The 18,139-nt window shown below is 57.4% G+C and carries 13 protein-coding genes; all 13 read left to right on the forward strand.

What is annotated here, in order from left to right; genetic code table 11:
• Window positions 1–7 precede the first annotated feature (7 nt).
• The 13 genes from Q8N00_01815 (at window position 8) to Q8N00_01875 (ending at window position 17,890) form a co-directional block, all read left to right on the forward strand.
• Window positions 8–4,312 carry a filamentous hemagglutinin N-terminal domain-containing protein gene (locus tag Q8N00_01815; protein MDP2381520.1) on the forward strand — a complete coding sequence of 1,435 codons (4,305 nt, stop codon included), beginning with the start codon at window positions 8–10 and terminating at the stop codon, window positions 4,310–4,312.
• Between the two features lie 16 nt (window positions 4,313–4,328).
• Window positions 4,329–5,108: a MotA/TolQ/ExbB proton channel family protein gene (locus Q8N00_01820; protein ID MDP2381521.1), complete on the forward strand. Its 780-nt coding sequence runs from the start codon at window positions 4,329–4,331 to the stop codon at window positions 5,106–5,108.
• Between the two features lie 104 nt (window positions 5,109–5,212).
• The gene (locus tag Q8N00_01825) at window positions 5,213–5,629 is read left to right on the forward strand and encodes a biopolymer transporter ExbD (GenBank protein ID MDP2381522.1); all 417 of its coding nucleotides are present in this window, start codon (window positions 5,213–5,215) and stop codon (window positions 5,627–5,629) included.
• A 258-nt stretch (window positions 5,630–5,887) separates the two neighbouring features.
• Window positions 5,888–6,523, forward strand: coding sequence for a TonB family protein (locus Q8N00_01830; protein ID MDP2381523.1), 636 nt, complete (start codon window positions 5,888–5,890; stop codon window positions 6,521–6,523).
• A gap of 489 nt (window positions 6,524–7,012) precedes the next feature.
• Window positions 7,013–7,735, forward strand: coding sequence for a hypothetical protein (locus tag Q8N00_01835; protein ID MDP2381524.1), 723 nt, complete (start codon window positions 7,013–7,015; stop codon window positions 7,733–7,735).
• A gap of 49 nt (window positions 7,736–7,784) precedes the next feature.
• Window positions 7,785–9,071 (forward strand): substrate-binding domain-containing protein, encoded by a 1,287-nt coding sequence (locus Q8N00_01840; GenBank protein ID MDP2381525.1) that lies wholly within the window; start codon window positions 7,785–7,787, stop codon window positions 9,069–9,071.
• A 71-nt stretch (window positions 9,072–9,142) separates the two neighbouring features.
• Window positions 9,143–9,781, forward strand: a complete 639-nt coding sequence (locus Q8N00_01845) for a hypothetical protein (GenBank protein ID MDP2381526.1) — start codon at window positions 9,143–9,145, stop codon at window positions 9,779–9,781.
• 107 nt (window positions 9,782–9,888) lie between these two features.
• Window positions 9,889–11,040: a response regulator gene (locus Q8N00_01850; protein MDP2381527.1), complete on the forward strand. Its 1,152-nt coding sequence runs from the start codon at window positions 9,889–9,891 to the stop codon at window positions 11,038–11,040.
• A 514-nt stretch (window positions 11,041–11,554) separates the two neighbouring features.
• Window positions 11,555–12,205 (forward strand): hypothetical protein, encoded by a 651-nt coding sequence (locus tag Q8N00_01855; protein MDP2381528.1) that lies wholly within the window; start codon window positions 11,555–11,557, stop codon window positions 12,203–12,205.
• A gap of 305 nt (window positions 12,206–12,510) precedes the next feature.
• Window positions 12,511–13,737: a glycosyltransferase family 4 protein gene (locus Q8N00_01860; protein ID MDP2381529.1), complete on the forward strand. Its 1,227-nt coding sequence runs from the start codon at window positions 12,511–12,513 to the stop codon at window positions 13,735–13,737.
• A gap of 61 nt (window positions 13,738–13,798) precedes the next feature.
• Entirely contained in the window at window positions 13,799–15,184 is a 1,386-nt protein-coding gene (locus tag Q8N00_01865; protein ID MDP2381530.1) for a lipid II flippase MurJ, read from the forward strand.
• On the forward strand, window positions 15,181–16,470 hold the full coding sequence (locus tag Q8N00_01870; GenBank protein MDP2381531.1) for an O-antigen ligase family protein: 1,290 nt from the start codon (window positions 15,181–15,183) through the stop codon (window positions 16,468–16,470). The genes Q8N00_01865 and Q8N00_01870 overlap by 4 nt, the downstream gene beginning before the upstream one ends.
• A 256-nt stretch (window positions 16,471–16,726) precedes the next feature.
• Window positions 16,727–17,890: a glycosyltransferase gene (locus tag Q8N00_01875; protein MDP2381532.1), complete on the forward strand. Its 1,164-nt coding sequence runs from the start codon at window positions 16,727–16,729 to the stop codon at window positions 17,888–17,890.
• Window positions 17,891–18,139: the final 249 nt, after the last annotated feature.

The raw sequence follows: 18,139 nt of genomic DNA on the forward strand, positions 1-18,139 counted from the left end.
AACCGACATGAAGCACCAACGATTCTTCGCGAGCCTCATCCTGTGCTTCTATCTGGTTCATCTGGCGATCCTCCCGACCGTGCTCGCCAATCCATCCGGCCTGAGCAGTTCGACGCCGGGTGTGTCGTTTTCCGGTGTCGGCACGTCGAACGTGACGATCACATCGACTGCCCTCAGGTCGATCGTCAACGCGCAAGGGTTCAATATCGCGCCTACTGAAACGACTAGGGTCCTTCAATCGGCCAACGCGGCGATGCTGGTCAGGATCGGCGATTTGAATCCCACAAGCATCAACGGACATCTCAATGCAATCGGCCAGCTGATCCTCTTGAATCCCAACGGGATCATCTTCGGTCCGAACGCGCAGATCAATGTCGGCGCATTGATCGCGTCTTCTCTGAATCTCACCAATGCCAACTTTCTGGCCGGCCACTATCTCTTTGCAGGAACCGGCATCGAAGGGGCGGTCAGGAATATGGGAGCCTTACACGGCGCGGACGGTGTGTATTTGCTGGCGCCCAATGTCGAAAACAGCGGGGTGATGACGACGGCGGGAGGGAGCATCGTATTGGCAGCCGGGAAGACGGCGTATCTGTCGAATCGTCCGGACGGTAACGGCTTTCTGGCTGAAGTCTCCGCGCCGTCCGGGGAAGCGTTGAATCTCGGGCAAATGATCGCTGATGGCGGGAACATTACGATGGCCGGCCGTGTCGTCAACCAAGGGGGCTTGGCGCAGGCGAACAGCGTGCGGGAACGCAACGGCAAGATTGAACTGTATGCGAGTGAGACGCTCACGCTCACATCCGGCAGTCGGACCATCGCCAAAGGCGGCAACGACGGTCGCTCCGACGGCGGGACGATTCTCGCGGTCGCGGATAGATTCACGGGATCGGCGACGTTCGAGCGAGGGGCGACTCTGGATGTCTCAGGCGGAAGCATGGGAGGTCACGCGGGGTTCGTCGAATTAAGCGGGAGCCGGGTGGCGCTCGGTGGCAAGTTCATCGGCACAGCGAACCCTGGTTTCCGGAGCGGACGACTGCTCATCGATCCCACCATGGACCTCGACCTGACCGGATTTGCCGCAACGGACTTTGCCGATATCGCGATCGAAACCCCGCGGGATGCGTCTGGAAACTTCTTGCCGGATTGGGACCTGCGTGTGACCGGATATTTTGATTTGAACGCGATCCAGCCGCCTGCCGGAGGGGGCACCATCCGATTCGAGGCGAGCCGGGACCTGATCTTTAACGATCTGCTTCTATGGAACAATCCGTTCGGTACGCCGACGAGGTGGAATATCGTTGGAGTGGCCGACCGCAACATCCTGTTTACCGGATTCACCGGCACGACCCTTCAGACGGCCTATGGAGGGGGCATCGATCTTCAGGCGAGAACCGGCAACGTAAATTTAATCGATCCCCAGACCGGGGTCCTGGCCACTGTTCGGGCCCAAGGCGGCGGAGGAATCTCGATCAGGAGTGGACTGGATCTCATTGCGAGCACGGGGTTCGACCCCAACGGCGGGCCGCTGGGTCTCTTTAACATTCGAGGCATCAACATCGATGGTCCGGGCCGGCTCAATCTTGACGTAGGAGGAAATTTCATCGGCGGATTGGCGGATGGTGTGCCGACTGGACCAGGCTTCGTACTCTGGAACATGGATCCAACGGTCACCCCGCAACATACGGTGACGGTGGCGGGAGCGGTCGGCGAGACGAACCTCACGTTGGGTCCCAACGGGTTACCCCTGACCCCGGCCGAACTGCGGGCTCGAAATCTGCCGCTTGAAACCGAGTCATCGTCCCGCTACGCCGATTTCGCCCTGTCCGGCGGGGAACTGACCCTGTCGGCTGGAGGAAATGTGCATCTCAGCCGCGTCCGCGATGCGGGACTCGTCGGAGGAATGGATGCCCAGGGCAATCCTCTTGAGCCACAATTCGCAGCCGGTTTGGAAAACAACAGGGTCACGATCGTGTCGCGCGAAGGGAACATTCTGCTCAATACCAACCCTGTCGACGCCGGGCGTCAGACGACGCCTCTGGAAGTGTTGAGTGCCCTGTTGCCTGCGTCGTTCGAAGCCAGGGCCGAGAGAGGGACGATTCAGATCCGCTCCAATCTGAAATTCCTCCCCTCGCCCACGGGATCGGTGAGGTTTCAGGCGCAGCAGGATATTCAGGGCGTCCCGAAAGTGGGACGGGCCGACGACTCTAACTTTGTCTGGCTCTTCGTGGGCACGGCAGGGTTGCCGGGAGGGAGATGGGTCGCGGTCGACCAGCGGACGATCGCGGACCGTCCGGAGTATTGGCCCTTCTGGAATCGCAATCCGCCGCTGGAGTCGAATTTCATCAGCCACCCGAATATCTTCCCCGAGTACGCGCGAGTCGACGTCGATCTCAATCCTCCCACCGTAAAACTGTTGGAGGTGAACCCCGCCGATCTCATCGGCAACCCGGCGTTGACTCAGGTGGCGTCACTCGTGAGTGACAATCGCCCGATTGCGCTGAATAACGCGACGTCGTTAGGGCAAGTGAGTTTCATCGCCCAGCTGGGCAACATCAGCAAGCTGTTCCTGGATTTGGTGAGCCGTCCGTTCCGGAAGGAAATCACGATCGAGGCCGGCAATCGTATCGAACAGTTTGACGCCAGCATGTATCTTCCCGATCTTGGCAGCCAGACAAGGACAGTGCCGGAGCAGGTTCCGCTTTTTGTAGACCCGGTCACGAATCAGCTCCGGCCGATTACCGCATTCGATGTGGTCCTCATTCGTGCGACCGACCCCGTTACTGGAGGTCAAATCATCCGGCCCTGGGATAGGGCTGAAGCGGTGGATCCCGCCAACCTGGTGAATGTCGTCGTGAGGGATGCCACAGCGACGGTGTCGGTGCCGAATGTGGCGGCAACGATTAAGGCGCAGGACATCCTGTTGAATCAGAGCGCAAGCGGCAACGGTGGACTGCAATTCTCCGGGCCCGGGACGGCCAGCATTATTGCGAAAGGCACATTGGATCTGGCCGATGGGCGGGGCATTAATTTGATTCGGAGCGGCCAATCCGGTCAGGGGCTTCTGGACGTGGCCGTGGGCGGGAATCTCGAGATGGTGCAGTCGCGTATTTTAACCCAGAACGGCGCCGGTGTGTCCATCCATGGGTACGACGAGTCCAGGCCGTATGTGCTGGGTTACGATAATAGTGCCCTCTATCCATCGGAGTTTCCGGATTCCGTGCGGGCAGGTCTTAATCTTCCGGCGGTTGGAGGCCGGGTCAATGTCGGCGAAAACAGCACCCGTTCACAGGGTGCTTCCGGGCAGCCCACCGGCATACAAGTCCAGCGAGGCGGTTCGGCCGGATACATCGCGCAGGAGCCGGTCGTCAATCAGGACGGCACCGTCACCGTCAATGTCGTGAGGGATCCGGCGGCTATTCTGATCCGAGCGACGGGTGACATCGATGTCAATCAATCGCGGATCGCCACCTTTACCGGCGGCGACATCCGGCTGACCTCGTTGCGAGGCAACATCAATGCCGGCAGCGGAAGCAAGGATGAGCGGGTGCTGTTCACCATCGAAGAAGATGTATTGGATGCCCAGGGAAATCCCACGGGTAACAAAACGCGGACCCTCTACGAAGTGCCCGGCAGCGGAATATTTACCTTCCACCCGGACGACCCGCAGCCACTGGTCTTTCCGGCCTTCAACGATCCGCAAATCAACGCCTTGCTGGCAGAGGCGGCTCGACAGAGAGTGTTCGGCCGGGATGTCACGCAACTGGAGGCGGAGGCGAATCGATTGCGGGATGAGCGGGAGCCACTGTTCAATCAATCGGCTCTGAATCCCTTCATCGATCGGCTGAGGCTCGGGGATGTCACGTTGATAGCCGAACGGGGGCGCATCATCATTCCTCCGGCTGGGATCCGCGGCCGCAACGTCACGCTGAAAGCTAGATTTATCGATTTTCAAGGCGGAGAGGTTGTCGGTCGAGTTCGGTTACCCGGGGCGCCGGTTTTCACCGGGACCCCGAGCATCCCGGTCCTGGCACCGCCCGGTGTGGCCCCTGCGCCCCCTCCGCTGTCCGGCGGCGGCACCGCCGCGGCGTCATCGGCGACCGCCGCAGCCAGCAGCACCTCGGCGAAAAACGCCGACCAGGTGCAGGAAAGCCTGAGCGAATCGACGAGTGAGCAGTCAAGCGGCAACAAGGTGGCGTCGAAGAAAGACGATGAGAAAGACGGCAAGAGCCAACTGATGAAATCAGTCCGTGTCAAACGAGGCGTAGTCATTCAAGTCGATGTGAAACCGCAGGTCCAACCCGCAAGCTGATAGAAGGAGATCGACAATGGAAATGAGTTCAGGAGGCGTGGCGTTTGCGCTCAACCACGCGACGCTCGAAGGCAAGATTACCATCGGAGTGTTGCTGTTGTTTTCGCTCGTCAGCTGGACGGTGATCATTAACAAGTTCCGCCAGTTGGGCAAGGCCAAGAAGCGGAATGGCTTGTTTCTTGGCTATTACTCCAAGGCCAAAGGCCCGTTGGTGATATTCGGTAAAGGCCCGATCAAACAGTTGCAAGGCTCGCCGATGTACGAGGTCTATTTCGGAGGATGCGAGGAACTGAAGGTGCAGCAGGAAAAGTATGGGGTGCAACAGATCCCGCATCATGGCATGAGCGCGGTGCGGATCGCGCTCGAACGGGTCTTGGGTGAAGCGGCCGTCAGCCTCGAGTCGGGCATGATCGTGCTGGCGACGGCGATCAGCGGCGGGCCCTTTATCGGATTGCTCGGGACGGTCTGGGGAGTCATGGACACCTTCGCCGGCATCGGCAAGGCCCAGTCGGCCACTCTTGCGACGATGGCTCCAGGCGTCGCCTCCGCGCTCATCGCGACGGTCGCGGGGCTCATGGTCGCGATCCCCTCCCTCTTTTGCTACAACTTCCTCGTGACGAAGACGAAAACGCTCACCATGGAACTCGATAACTTCGCGGCCCATCTCGAAACCGTCTTCATGACGGACTATCTTCAAGAAAAGAAAGGCGCAGCCGCGGCGGACGAGATCGAAGACTATCGCCCTGGCGGTCACCGCCAAGAAGCCGAACCCTCAGCTGCGGCGACCGGGCACTAAAGTTGGAGAAGTGCTGAGACGAGAGTGCTGAGTGCTGAGTTGGCCGGGCGACTCAAGGTTGAGCACTCAGGACTCAGCACTCAGAACTTGATTCAGGGAGCAAAATGAGACGATTTTCACGAAAGAGTCACGGTGCGGTTGCGGATATCAACATGACCCCCTTGCTCGACCTCGCCTGGGTGTTGCTTGTGATCTTCATCATCACGACGACGGCGGCGGTGCAGGGGATCGAACTCAAGCTGCCGGAGTCCACGCCGCACGAGACAGAAATGGAAACCACCACGCCGACGATTTCCGTGAAGAAGAACGGCGATATCTATATGGATGAAGAGCGCGTCAAGATCAACGAACTGGAACAACTGATTCGCGATTTGAAAGCCGCCAAGGGAGGCAAGTTGCCACTTGTACTGCGTGGGGACTCCGGCGTCGAATATAAGTATGTGGTCGCGGTGTTGGACATTTTGCAACGGATTCCGGTCGAGGATCTGGCGATTGCGACGAAACCAACGAATGAACCTTAGCCGGAGGCTGAAAAAGCCCGCCAGCTTCGTTCTCGCATCGTTCAGACCTTCAACGTACCGCAAGGGTACACCTCAGGTCTTCACTCGCCGCGGCCTTGCTGACGAACTTTTTGAGCCTCCCGCAAGTGGTTCGTGACGTGCAGTGAACAGACATGATACCGATCACATCAGTCCAGTCTCGCTTTTCGCGCATGCCGCGCGTTTCCCGCGCGGAGCAACGCCTCACGTTTCACCTTTAACGTTTCACGAATTGAAGAGATGGCAGGCTACAAAGGTTTTGAGAAAAAGAAGAGCAAGCTTGGCACGACGCTCCTGATCGTGGGCATTGTGCACCTGGGCATAGCGGGTGGTTTGTATTGGGTGTCTCAAACCCAATGGGGACAGGACCTCATCAAGGTCTATAAGCTGAATGCGTTCAAGAAAGAGGAACCGCCCCCGCCACCTGAGAAAGAACCAGAGCCGGAGCCTGAACCGGAATCACCCAAGCCGGAACCGAAACCGCAAGAGGCGCCGCCTCCTCCGCCACCGATTGCTGAAGCGCCGCCTCCCCCCAAGGCGTCGGATGCGCCAGGTCCGCCGCCGGTCAGCTCCGATCCCTTCGCCATCGGCAAGGGCCGGGGACGGTTCGCCGGCTATACGGATATTCTGACGGCCTCCATTCAATCGAAGTATCAGCAACCGCCGTCGCTCCAGGACGATCTGGAATATGCGGTGATGTGTGAACTCGTCATCGATGAGCAGGGCCGTGTGTTGCAATATCGCCTGATGAACTCTTCCGGAAGTTTACTCTTCGATCAATCAGCCCTCGATGCCCTTGCGAAAATGGTGGAAGTCCGGCCTCCCCCTCCCGGCATGGACCGCACCATTGTCGTCAAGTTCTTTCCGCCCACGTGAGGCGACGGGTACGAGACGGTGGTGTGAGCGAGCCGGGCGGCATCAGCACAGAAAGCAGACTCGCTGGAATCGCAGGTCACGCCTCTCTCGCACGTCACATCGGCCTTGCAATCCTTGCCTCTCACCTTCGTAGTCCGCGCCCGTTTCTTAACCGGTAATTTACTCCCTTCAGACCCTCTTCTGACCCGTCCGTAATACTACGTCGATATAACGGAGCCGAGTGAAACACAGGGTGCCGAGCAGGCCCGTGTTTTCGGCTTCAGCAAGCAGAAAGCGATCTTTGTGGCCGAATGAGGAGAGCCGGAAATGTTAACGGGCCTCGAATAAAGCCCTGATCCCTCCGTAACACAGTAACGAGATAAGAGAACGTGCAGCCCTGCGTTCCTTTCTCGAAACGAATGAAAGGAGGTGGGCGGACTCAGGAGGGCACAGACGGTCAGCGAAGAGAAGCAGAGCGCGGTCATCATCACCATCAAGGAGGAAGTCGATATGAGAGTTACACCATTCAAACGGACCGTCATGGCGACGGCTCTGGCGGTCGCAACAGCAGTGGCTGGCATCGCGGGTCAAGCACAGGCCTTCTCGTTCGGCGAGAACGATCTGGTGCTTGCGATTTATGGGAATAACACCGAAGCGCTGATCAACTTGGGGAATGCCAATACAGTTCTTGCGCCTGGCGGAGCCGGTATCACGAGTCTTGATCTGTCGGTGGCGCTGGGAACTGCGGGAATCGGCACGAATCCTGTGAGATATACGCTCTTTGGTCACGATAGCACTCTGGGGTCATTGTATGCGGCGACCTCCTTCTCCAGCGGTTCGATTAATCCTAATCTGTTGGCGCTGACGTTTCAGTTTGAAGCATCGATCGGCATGCAGGGGCTCGGCGGATTTACGGGCGATACGATCGCGAGAGCTGACTCAAGATCCTTCACCTCGAACCTTAACCAGAACGGGGGCGGCAACTTTGGAGGTACCTGGCCTGTGGCTATGCAAGGCAGCTTGGATCAAATCCTCAATTTAATGCAGGGTGACGTGAATACCAATACCTTTACCCAAGTAGGCCGTGTGCTGTTGACGGCCAATGGGCTCTTGACCGTCGGCAATCCAGGTCCCTCAGCGGTCCCGCTGCCTGCCGGTGTGGTGCTGTTCGGCACAGGGTTGGTTGCGCTCGTCGGAATCGCTCGGCGATCCTTCAGCCTCAAAGCGGCGTAGTGTTTGAAAACCATTTTCGCGTATTACCTTTTAAGAAGGAGACTCTAGCATGAGATCCAGTACCCCATATCTCTCGATTCTCGCCAGCGCATTGGCGCTGGCCGAACTGGCTGGGACGGCCCAAGCCCAAACCGTACTTAATATTGGCGGATCGTCAGCCGGACGAAACTTTGCGACCGATGTCCCGCTTAATATCTGTGACGTAGGAGTAGTCGGTTCTCCGAGCACGTATCCCAACCGCTATTCCAGCGCGGATGGAAATAAGATTACCTGGGTGTGCAATCGAGGTAGTCTGCCAGTCATCATGCACTACTCGGCCACCGGCTCGAGCGACGGGGTCAACAAGTTGCTTCAACCTGCCAGTAACCCCGCTTCAAACATGCTATTTCTTGATCACACATTGACGACCGGCTGTACCGGTCCGGTAGCCACTTTCAGGCCATCGGATAACAGGCCTTACAACAACAATACAGGATGCAACAACGCCAATACGATCAGCCTGCCAGCTCACATGGGCGCATCCGATGTGCAGGGCGCATCTTTTCACCAAGTTGGTCCGGTTGGAACTACCATTACACCTTTGGATGACAGCACGCTGAATAGTGTCCAGGCGGCGATCGTTCCGTTTACTCTCTTTGCGGGAAAAGGTGTTGTGAAGGATGTTGCCGGTGCGCCGGGTGGACCGATCACCGGACTTTCAAGAATGGAGATCGAAGCGGTCTTCAATCGAGCGGTGACAGACTGGAAACGACTCGGATTTGGCACGATCACGGATGTGGCTCCTGGTACCTTGGAAGCGACTTCGCCGATCGTCCTGTGCTTGCGGAACGCTGGTTCAGGAACCAAAGCAACATTCGATGAAACGGTCATGATCAACGCGAATGAAACGTCCGTGCAGAACGCCAGCGTAGTATTCAGCTCGAGCAGTTCGGGTGTGCTGTCCTGCCTTTCGACCAATCGCCGGTCCATCGGCTATATGGACGCAGATGCGGTGGTGAACTTCAACGTGGGTGGAGCACAAGCAGGAAACGCGTACACAATTCGCATCGATGGCGGTCTCGCCAACGATCCGTCTCTCACCGATCCGAAGCGCGATCTCAAGTGCGGCAAGTATCCGTATTGGGCAGGCTGGCGGTTGAACCGCCGGACGACTTCCGAGGGTGCGGCCATCGATGCCTTGGCCCAGGCCTATATCGATAACGCTGGTCTCGCGGTCACGATCGGGCAAATTCCGACAGGTGCGTACTGGGCGTCTGATGAAGAGATGGCCGTGTTCAAGAATGCAGATCGCGGTCCGATCGCCTGGAAGGCCGGCAATCATCCTGAGTGCCGCTAGTCGACTACAATACATAGCAGCCGTGTCGTCCAATCGGGCAACCGCTTGGACGACACCGGGAGAACTAATCAATGAAGCTCAAGCCTAACAGCACAGTCAAGGGGAGCGTGATGGCTCTCCTGATGGCGTTGCTGCTCTGGTTCTTGCCGACGCCAGCCCAGGCTGCGGTCGTGACGCAGCTGGACATCACCGGTGGCTCAATCAGTCTGAACTTCGGTTCCTTGGGAAACATTGCCGGCAGTTTTATCGCCAACGGGCAGTTGCTGATGGACCAGTTTCAGCCCCCACCGAATATCTTCGATCCGATTACAATCTCTCACCTCACATTTTCAATCTTTTCGAGCAACGGGGGCGCCCTCAATCTTCCGGCTCCGACCGGTCAGACGTCGGGGGCCACCCTGACGGCGGATCTCCAATCGCTCTTCGCAGGGGTCACCAGCACTGGCTGGGGATGGGTCAACACGAACCCATTGATGGCGTCGTTGAACATCGGCGGCGATGCGGCCGGCTCGTTCAACGAACTGACGAATGCCTTCGACATTTCCTGGACCCGCTCGTTCTCGGGCGTGCCGTTTCTGACCTCCGGGACCTTCACCTTGCAGGGAACGGCGCAGGTAGCGGCCGTCCCGCTGCCGGGTGCACTGCTCCTGTTCGGCAGTGGACTCCTCGGCCTCGCCGGGGCCATGCGAAAAGGGTTGCGTTTCGTCTAGTCCGTTCAAAGGCCTGATCGGCCTATCCGCCAGTCGAGCAGCAGCGACCCTGCGGCTTGGTTGGCGGATACTTTTGTGCGGGGAATTCTCAGCGGGAGAGGACAGCGATGATCAGACCTGAACTGTTCGGTCCGACGAATAAAAAGCCCACCGTGCTCGTCATTGATGACGAAGCGGGACCGCGTGATGCCTTGAACGTAATTCTCCGCCCGTATTACAACATTCGAGCGGTTGAGTCAGCCAGGGCGGCGATCGAGGTACTGAACTCCCAGCCCGTCGACCTCATTACGCTCGATCAGAGACTTCCGGATCGACGGGGCCTGGATCTCCTCTTGGACATCAAACATCACCACGCCGACGTGGAGGTCATCATCATCACCGGGTACGGGAGCGTCACGTCGGCCATGGAAGGAATCCGACATGGCGCGGCGGGCTACCTGCTCAAACCCTTCAATGTCACGGAATTGCTGCTGCTCGTGAAACAGACCCTTGAAAAGAAACAGCGGCTCGATTTTCTGAGAGAATTCACCAGGGCAACCCCCGGCCTCTGGGGATCGGAACTCGAAAGTGCCTTCGCATGGCAGGAATTGCTCGCCAGGCACCGGTCGATCGGAATCGCGACGTTGGACCATCCCTCCAGCACTGAATCTATTCCAGGCCTTCTCCCGCTGTTTACCGATCTGCTTGAGGCCAAGGACCGCCAGCTGCTCAACCATTGCAGCCGAGTCAGTTGCTACGCCACGCTCCTGGCCAATCGCATCCACCTCACACCCGCAGAGCAGAAATCACTGGCGCTGGGGGCTTTCCTCCATGACATCGGCAAGATCGGGCCTGAGACCTATTACGCTGCCGACGATGAAATCCTGAGCACCGGGAAATCGGGCAGTCATTGGCGCCATCCTGATCGAGGGGCCAAACTGGTGTTACCGCTGGGCCTTCCGGCGGAGGTGGGACAGATAATTGCCTATCACCATGAACGGTGGGATGGCTCGGGCTATCCCTATGGACTGCAGGAAGAAGGCATTCCTCAGTTGGCCAGGATCGTCGCTCTGGCCGAGTCATTCGACCATCTTACGGCGGAACTTCCCGGACGGAAGCTCTTTTCGATAGACGATGCCTGCCAGTACCTGCTCTCGCATGCCGGCACCCACTTCGACCCGCAGTTGACCGAACTCTTTGTTCGCGTTATCCAGGAATGTAAGGGACTCCTTCCTGCTCTGGGGGTTGCGACCGTCTCGATCGGTCGATCCGACTCCTAGCCATTGCTGTTCACAACGGTTTCTCCTGAAACATGAAGACGGTGCTGCGATAAGCATGGGGCGGCCCAGCTGGCTCGCCGACACGGGGTATGGACGCGCATAGAGCAGGGCTCTGCGTGCGACCTGACTGTATCGAACAGGTGACTGAACGGACGTTCTGTTTCCCCAAGATGCCGCTCCTGGAGAAAAGAGCCAGGTGCGACTGCTCCTCCGACTTTGTATTCCCAACAGGGTTCCGGCCTTCCGTACTTCGTCGGCATTCCCGGCCACAATATTTCAATGGGTGATGCAGAATGATGCCGCCTGGCATGTGAATGTTCTCTAACTGTTCAATTCAGACCAGTAGTTTGCCGATCTTCGAGCTGGACTTAAAGGTTGAGCTAATATTCTTGATGCGTAATTAATCTAAACCAAACAATGAGTTTACACCGATGTTCTCTCAGGCTCGTACCATCGTGAGGCGGGCAGAGGTTTTATTAATAATCAGAGAGACGTGTTAACAAGGAGGATTGTTATGGCACCTATTCCTGTTCTACTCGCATTCGGACTGACTGCGATGTTGGCGATATTCGGATCCGCCGGTCCTGTACAGGCCATGGTCGTCCCTCAATTGGAACTCACCGGGGGGGGCACGAGCTACGATGGACGATTCTATCGGGTAGTAGACCGGCTACTGGATCGAGACGGCACCATCGCGAGGGGGCAGTATCAATCCATGCAGGAAATCGTCTCGCCGATTTCGACGAGACAGAGGACCTTCTCGCTCTTTACCTCCGGTCTGCAGGGTGCGACGGCGCCCTCGGCCATCATCAATGGTTCATCAATCACTCTGGACCTCTCGTCCTTGTTTTTCGGTGTCAGCCGAGGCGATTCGTTTCGGGCCTGGAATATCGGTGGTGTTGCCCAGGGAATCTTCAATCCGGATACGTCCGAGTTCAGTCTTTCATGGACTCATGTCTTTGTCCCTGAGTGGGGCAGGGAAAAGCATGGATGGTCGCACGACGATCGAACCGCCAGATTCTTCCTGCAGGGAAAGGCTATCGGACTCGCGCCGACACCAGTGCCGCTTCCGGCCAGTCTCCTGCTCTTCGCCGGCGGTTTCGCAATGATGGGTGGGTTGCTCTGGCGGAAACGGCCCTCTCTGGCAACCGTTGTAACGATCTAACGGGAACGGCTTCTGCGGGGATGGGCGTCCGTCCTCGCAGCACCCATTCTGGTCATATCTTCTTCCCCCTGCCTGAAGTACAGGACCAGGAGCCTTCAGGGAATAAGGGCTTCCATCTTTCCTGATCCACCTTTTAACGATTTGTTAACACAAACTTGAGACTTGCGTGGCCGTTCCCTCGCACACCCAGCAGTAGACTATTGCTCTCGAAATAGCGCGGTTGACAGCGGTGTCATGCTCTCATTGACTCCTGCATGTTTTCGTAGCTGCGACACTCGCGTCTGAGGAAAGGCTGCTGTACTAGCATGAAGATCAGCTGTCTAGAATCGATTATCACACCCTACAGCATCCCTCGGTTCAAGGCTTTTCAGTCCATCAGACGAGCCGATGCCGTGCAGGTCATGGCTCTGGGCGCCACTGAGAGAATCCGCGAGTGGAAAGTCCGCAAAGCTGGCCTGGGGTTCGATTATGCCGAAGCATTTCCTGGAGAGACAGTAGAAAACATCGAGCCCTGGGCTTTAACCGCACGTGTTACTCGTTGGCTCGATGACTCGGATCCTCAAGCGGTGGTGATCGCAGGCTATTACCATGCCGCCATGCGGGCTGCTGCTCGATGGGCCAGACGCCATAAACGCGTCAGTATCTTCTTGGGGGATTCTCACTGGGAAGATCGGCCTCGAACGGCAATCAAAGAATCCATTAAAGGCTGGTGGGTTCGCCGGCATTACGATGCGGCATTTGCGGCCGGAGAGCAGACTGCTTCCTACCTAGTGCGGTTGGGTGTTCCTCGTGAATGGATCTGGACCGGCTATGACGTAGTGGACAACCAGGCTTTTGCGGATGGGGCAGCGGCTGCGCGCTCGCAGGGTGATTCGCTTCGGAGAAAGCTCAACCTCCCGGAACGCTATTTCTTGTTTGTCGGACGGTTTGCGCCGGAAAAGAACGTTCTCCGCTTGCTTGAAGCCTATGCCAGGTATCGGCAGACAGCAGGGTTGCAGGCTTGGGGCCTGGTGCTGGTCGGCGGTGGACTTCAGGAGCCGATGTTGCGCGAGAGGGCTCAAGAGCTGCGCGACGTGGTATTCGCCGGCTACCAACAGGCAGATGCAGTCTCAGCCTACTACGGGCTTGCCTCCTGTCTGGTCCTTCCGAGCGTGAGCGAAACATGGGGGCTGGTGGTCAATGAAGCGATGGCGGCGGGATTGCCGGTGCTCGTGTCACATCGCTGCGGATGTGTGCCGGAACTCGTGCGGGCCGGGGTGAACGGGTACGTCTGTGATCCGTTCGACATCGACGGTATGGCGCGACTCTTGGGAGTGCTGTCGTCTGACAGCGTCGATGCAGGCAAGATGGGCGAAGCATCCAGGAAGATTGTAGCCCTCTATACCCCGGAGACTTGGGCCCAGAGCCTCGGTGACTGTATTGAGCGAACGTTGGCCTGGAAGCAGGAACAGGTGAAGGTGCGGGCGTACGGGTGGTTGAGTCCAGGATTTCGGCTCCAGAAGCAGGGTGTCGAACCACAAATCCTGAAATGATGTTCGATGCCATGACCTCTGTTGGAGGTTGTTGGCTTGTTCGCAAACAGTGGTGGTGCCCATGTCGATATCGCAAAAAACGTTAATCTCGCCAGGCCGAGCTGATCAGGACCTGGGCGTGTTGCCGTTGAGGACAATGCAGCGGGCGTTTGCCGATGTGCTGGGCCCTCTTCGTCAGGCCTCAGGATATTCTCTGCTGACGGGTATCGGTCTTGTGCTCGGCTTTGTGCGGGAACTCACCGTGGCATCCACGTTCGGTTTGAGTCCACAACTGGATGTCTTTGTTGCGGTCATGAGCCTTCAGTTGTTTTTTGGGGCACAGATCGGAAACGCACTGGAGTCAGCGTTCATCTCTCGTGTGGCGAGAGGGGGTGGAGCCGCCGCCGTCAGCCGAGCCGTGCAACCAGCACTGTGCGGTCTTCTGCTCGTGAATCTAGGCGTCGTGCTCTTTCTATTGGGAAGCGCCGGGCTCTTGCTGAGCGCTTTTTTCCCACACTTCGATGCGGCGCAAGAGGCGCTCGGCGTCCGAACATTGCATTTTCTTACGGCGCCGATCGTGTTTGCGAGTACAGCAGGTCTATTGCGCGGCGCTCTCTCGGTGCTGGGGTCCTTTGCTCCAGGATTTGCGGCAGGGTCGATTATCTCGCTCTGTTCCATTGTATCCATCACGCTCTGTTCCGAGAGGCTCGGGGTCGATGCGCTGACGCTGGGCGTGGCTGCGGGAAACTTGCTCGTCATGCTTCTGTTTACGAGTCGGCTCGTCCGGATGACTTGGTCCGTTCCCTCGGAATCCAGACCTCCTGCTCGTGAAGGATGGTTCCTGCTCTGGGGAGCCGCGGGGACCATTCTGGTCGGTGAGCTCATCTATGCGGCCGTCTCGGTCACTGAGCGAAGCCTCGCGTCCTGGCTCCCGCCTGGTTCCATCGCCGGGTTCTTCTACGCCAGCACGATTGTGTCCGTGCCGCTCTCCCTGCTCGTCATGCCGCTCACGACGATGGCGTTTCCTCGCATGGTGGAAGCCTTTGGCCAAGACAAATCAATCGGGTTCGCCATGCTGTGGAAACAAGGGCTCTTGCTACTCGCGGTCAGCGTCACAGCCGTGGCTGTCGTGTCCGTTTTTGCGGAGTCGATCGTCGAGCTGATATTTGTGCGCGGAAAGTTCTCACTTGAGCATGCCCGCTTCACCGCCTCGATCCTTTCGATCACCGTATGGGCGCTTCCCTTCATGAGCCTGGGCCGGATTTTCCGCAATTCCTGTTTTGCGCTATCGGATTATCGCACGCCTCTGGTGGGGCTCACCATGCAGTGGATGCTGCTGGCCGTGCTGGGGGCGACGCTGGTGCCACGCGTCGGGGTACAAGGGCTGGCAATTGCCATCGTGGCGGGTGAGGCGGCGACTACCGTGACGATGGGGAGTCGACTCGCGATGGCATTGAGGTCTGCATGAGCCTTCAGCTTGAAGAGGATTTCGACGAAACATCCACCCCTCCGCGTGGAACCCAAGTAGGCCTGGTTCTGGGGCTCTGGTTAAGCGGGGTCTTTGCCGCGTCCCTTGGAGGTCGGATAGAAGCGGGCCATGAGGGGACGACACCCATGGTGTTGCTCGCCACAGCGGTGATGTGGCCGCTGCTGTACTTTGCGATAGGCCGCTGTAACTTTGTTCCGTACGCGATGTCGCCTGCGGCGACCGGTGGATTGATCCTGTTCGGGATCGCATCGGCATTATCCAGTGTGATGAGTCCGGTTGCTCTCATCTCGACAGGATACGTGGTCATCACGTTGACCGGAATCTGGCTGGCGCTGCAATTCAACTCCAATCTCAACGGCGACCAATACGAGCGGGGTTTAAAGGTGTTTGCCGTGCTGACGACCGGCTTACTCGTTGGATTCGCCTGGTACGACTATGTGCCGGGAACGCGTCTCGGGAACGGTAAAAATGTGCTGAACCCGAATACGATCGGACTGGTATCCGTGTCGGTATTCCTCGCGGCGATGTCGATCAGGACCTGGGTGTTTCGTCTGACGGTGATGGGCTCGATTGCCTGGATCATCATTCTGACAAGTTCGCGTGCAGCGGCTGTCGCCGCGGTGGTGGGGCTGGCCATGATCGTCTGGCTGCGTTTGCGTGCCAGACGGCAACCGGTGCTGCTGTTATTTGCTATTGGCCTCCTGCTGGCAGTCGGAGTCATGCTGGCCTACGGCGACGTGATGTATCGAATGTTGGATCAGCTCTATGGGCTCAGTACTTCCGATCGTGGCTTCGGTTCAGGGGCGACTGGGCGTATGGAAGCCTGGAAGGGTACATGGGAACTATTTGTGCATAATCCCATACTCGGGGTGGGATTCCGAGCCCATGAATTTCTGCTGAAAACCGATTCATCGTCACACAACGGCTATCTCGCAACGTTGGCGGAAGTCGGGTTACTTGGGTTTCTCGGAGTTCTACTCCTGCTCACGCGAGGCTTGCACCTCCTCTGGACCGGCTCTAGAGAACCAGGGCCAGGGTTCAGCCAAAGCATTCTGTTCGGACTCTGCGCCGGGTATCTCCTGCTTGCGCTCTTCGAACGGTATTTGATCAATGTTGGTAACCCGACCTCACTCTTGTTTCTCGTGAGCATCATGAGGCCGAGGGCGATGGAGGAGACTGAGATCGAGCCGGAAGAGCAGCGACTCGATCCAGTGGATGAGTTGACTGCTGAGGAACTAGAGGAAGGAGTCTGCGGGCATGGCTGATCTCACGTCCGTGATAACCGACGAAACGCGGGAAAGTGCAATACGTGGGAGGGCTGATGCTGTCCTGTTATCCAGAGACGGTGGGTATGAAATGGCCAGCTCCCACGGTCAAGCGGTTGATGGTATCCATGCTTAGCTCGTGGCGATCGAGTGCATGTGGTCCCAGTGGACTGGTGGCACGTCAAAAAATCAACTCTCACTCACTGTTGGTTGCATTTAGCTTGATGTCGAACAACTTAGATAGCGAGAGCAGGCAATGAAACTCGGGATACTTACAGCCTCGTTGTCGCACGATGGGGGAGGGGTCTACGAAGCCGTCCGGAGAAGCGCGCAGGAACTACATCGAGGGCTTCTGCCGAATCTCGAAGTGCTTGGGCTGGAGGATGAACGGTTGCTCGAGGATTTGCCCACCTGGGAACCGATCTGCGTCACCCCCTGTTCTGTGCGGGGGCTTCGATCATTCGGTTATGCGCCAGACATGGCAAACAAGCTCCGTGAGGCGCAGATCGACTTGCTGCATGTTCATGGGTTGTGGATGTATCCATCGCTTGTATCGCTTCGATGGGCTCAGAAATGGAAGAAACCGTATGTCATTACAACACACGGCATGTTGGACTCCTGGGCCGTTCGCCGCAGCCGTTGGAGAAAATATATTGCTGCCAAGCTATATGAACGTCATCATTTGAACCAGGCGAGTTGCTTGCACGCACTCTGCGGCTCAGAGCTGCGGTCTATCCGCACGTATGGCCTTCAGAATCCCGTCTGCGTTCTTCCGTTCGGAGTTGATATTCCTGAGCCGTCTTCCATTGTAAAAGACGGTGGTAAGCAGGAGAGAACCATTCTCTTCCTCGGACGTCTACACCCCAAGAAAAATCTCGTACGATTACTAGCGGCCTGGCGGAAGGTACAGCAAGCCAAGTCTGGCCGAAAATCAGGGTGGGTCCTCACAATTGCCGGATGGGATCAAGGCGGTCATGAAAGAAACCTCAGAGTATTAAGTGGCGAGCTTGGTCTTGAGGCAACAGTTCGTTTTGTTGGTCCAAAGTTTGGTGCCGACAAGGCCGCGCTTTTATCTACGGCAGATGCTTTTATCCTTCCTTCCGTAAGCGAGGGCTTGCCGATCAGTGTTCTGGAAGCTTGGTCCTATGGGCTGCCTGTCCTCATGACGCCGGAATGCAACATACCTGACGGGTTTCAGGTGAAAGCAGCCATATCCATAAAAGCGGATGTTGAAAGTATCGCTCAGGGTCTAACCGAATTGCTGACGATGAGCGAGGATGAACGTATTTGTATGGGCATTCGTGGACGACAGCTCGTTCAGAAGAGCTTCTCTTGGACCGCCTATACGTCCCAGATGCATGCGGTTTATCTCTGGCTTCTAGGAGGTGGTGACAAACCCGATTGTGTGGACGAAGCATGAATACCTGCTGGGCAGGGATAGTAGTGATTCTGGAAGGGCCAGCTGTCTGCATGTGAAATTGTAAGAGCCAAGCAATGAAGGAGGTGTAGTAAATGGCCAATCCATTAGAGTTAAGTTCAGACCTCAGCGCAGGGGAAACCAGTGCAGGCGTGACAGTGACGGGCGCAGCCGTAACAGTCGGACACCGTGTCGAAGTGTCTGCGCCTTACACCTTCAGGGCATCACCTGCACCGGATATGTGAGCGTTGC

This window comes from Nitrospirota bacterium, from assembly GCA_030684575.1.
GTDB lineage: Bacteria > Nitrospirota > Nitrospiria > Nitrospirales > Nitrospiraceae > Palsa-1315.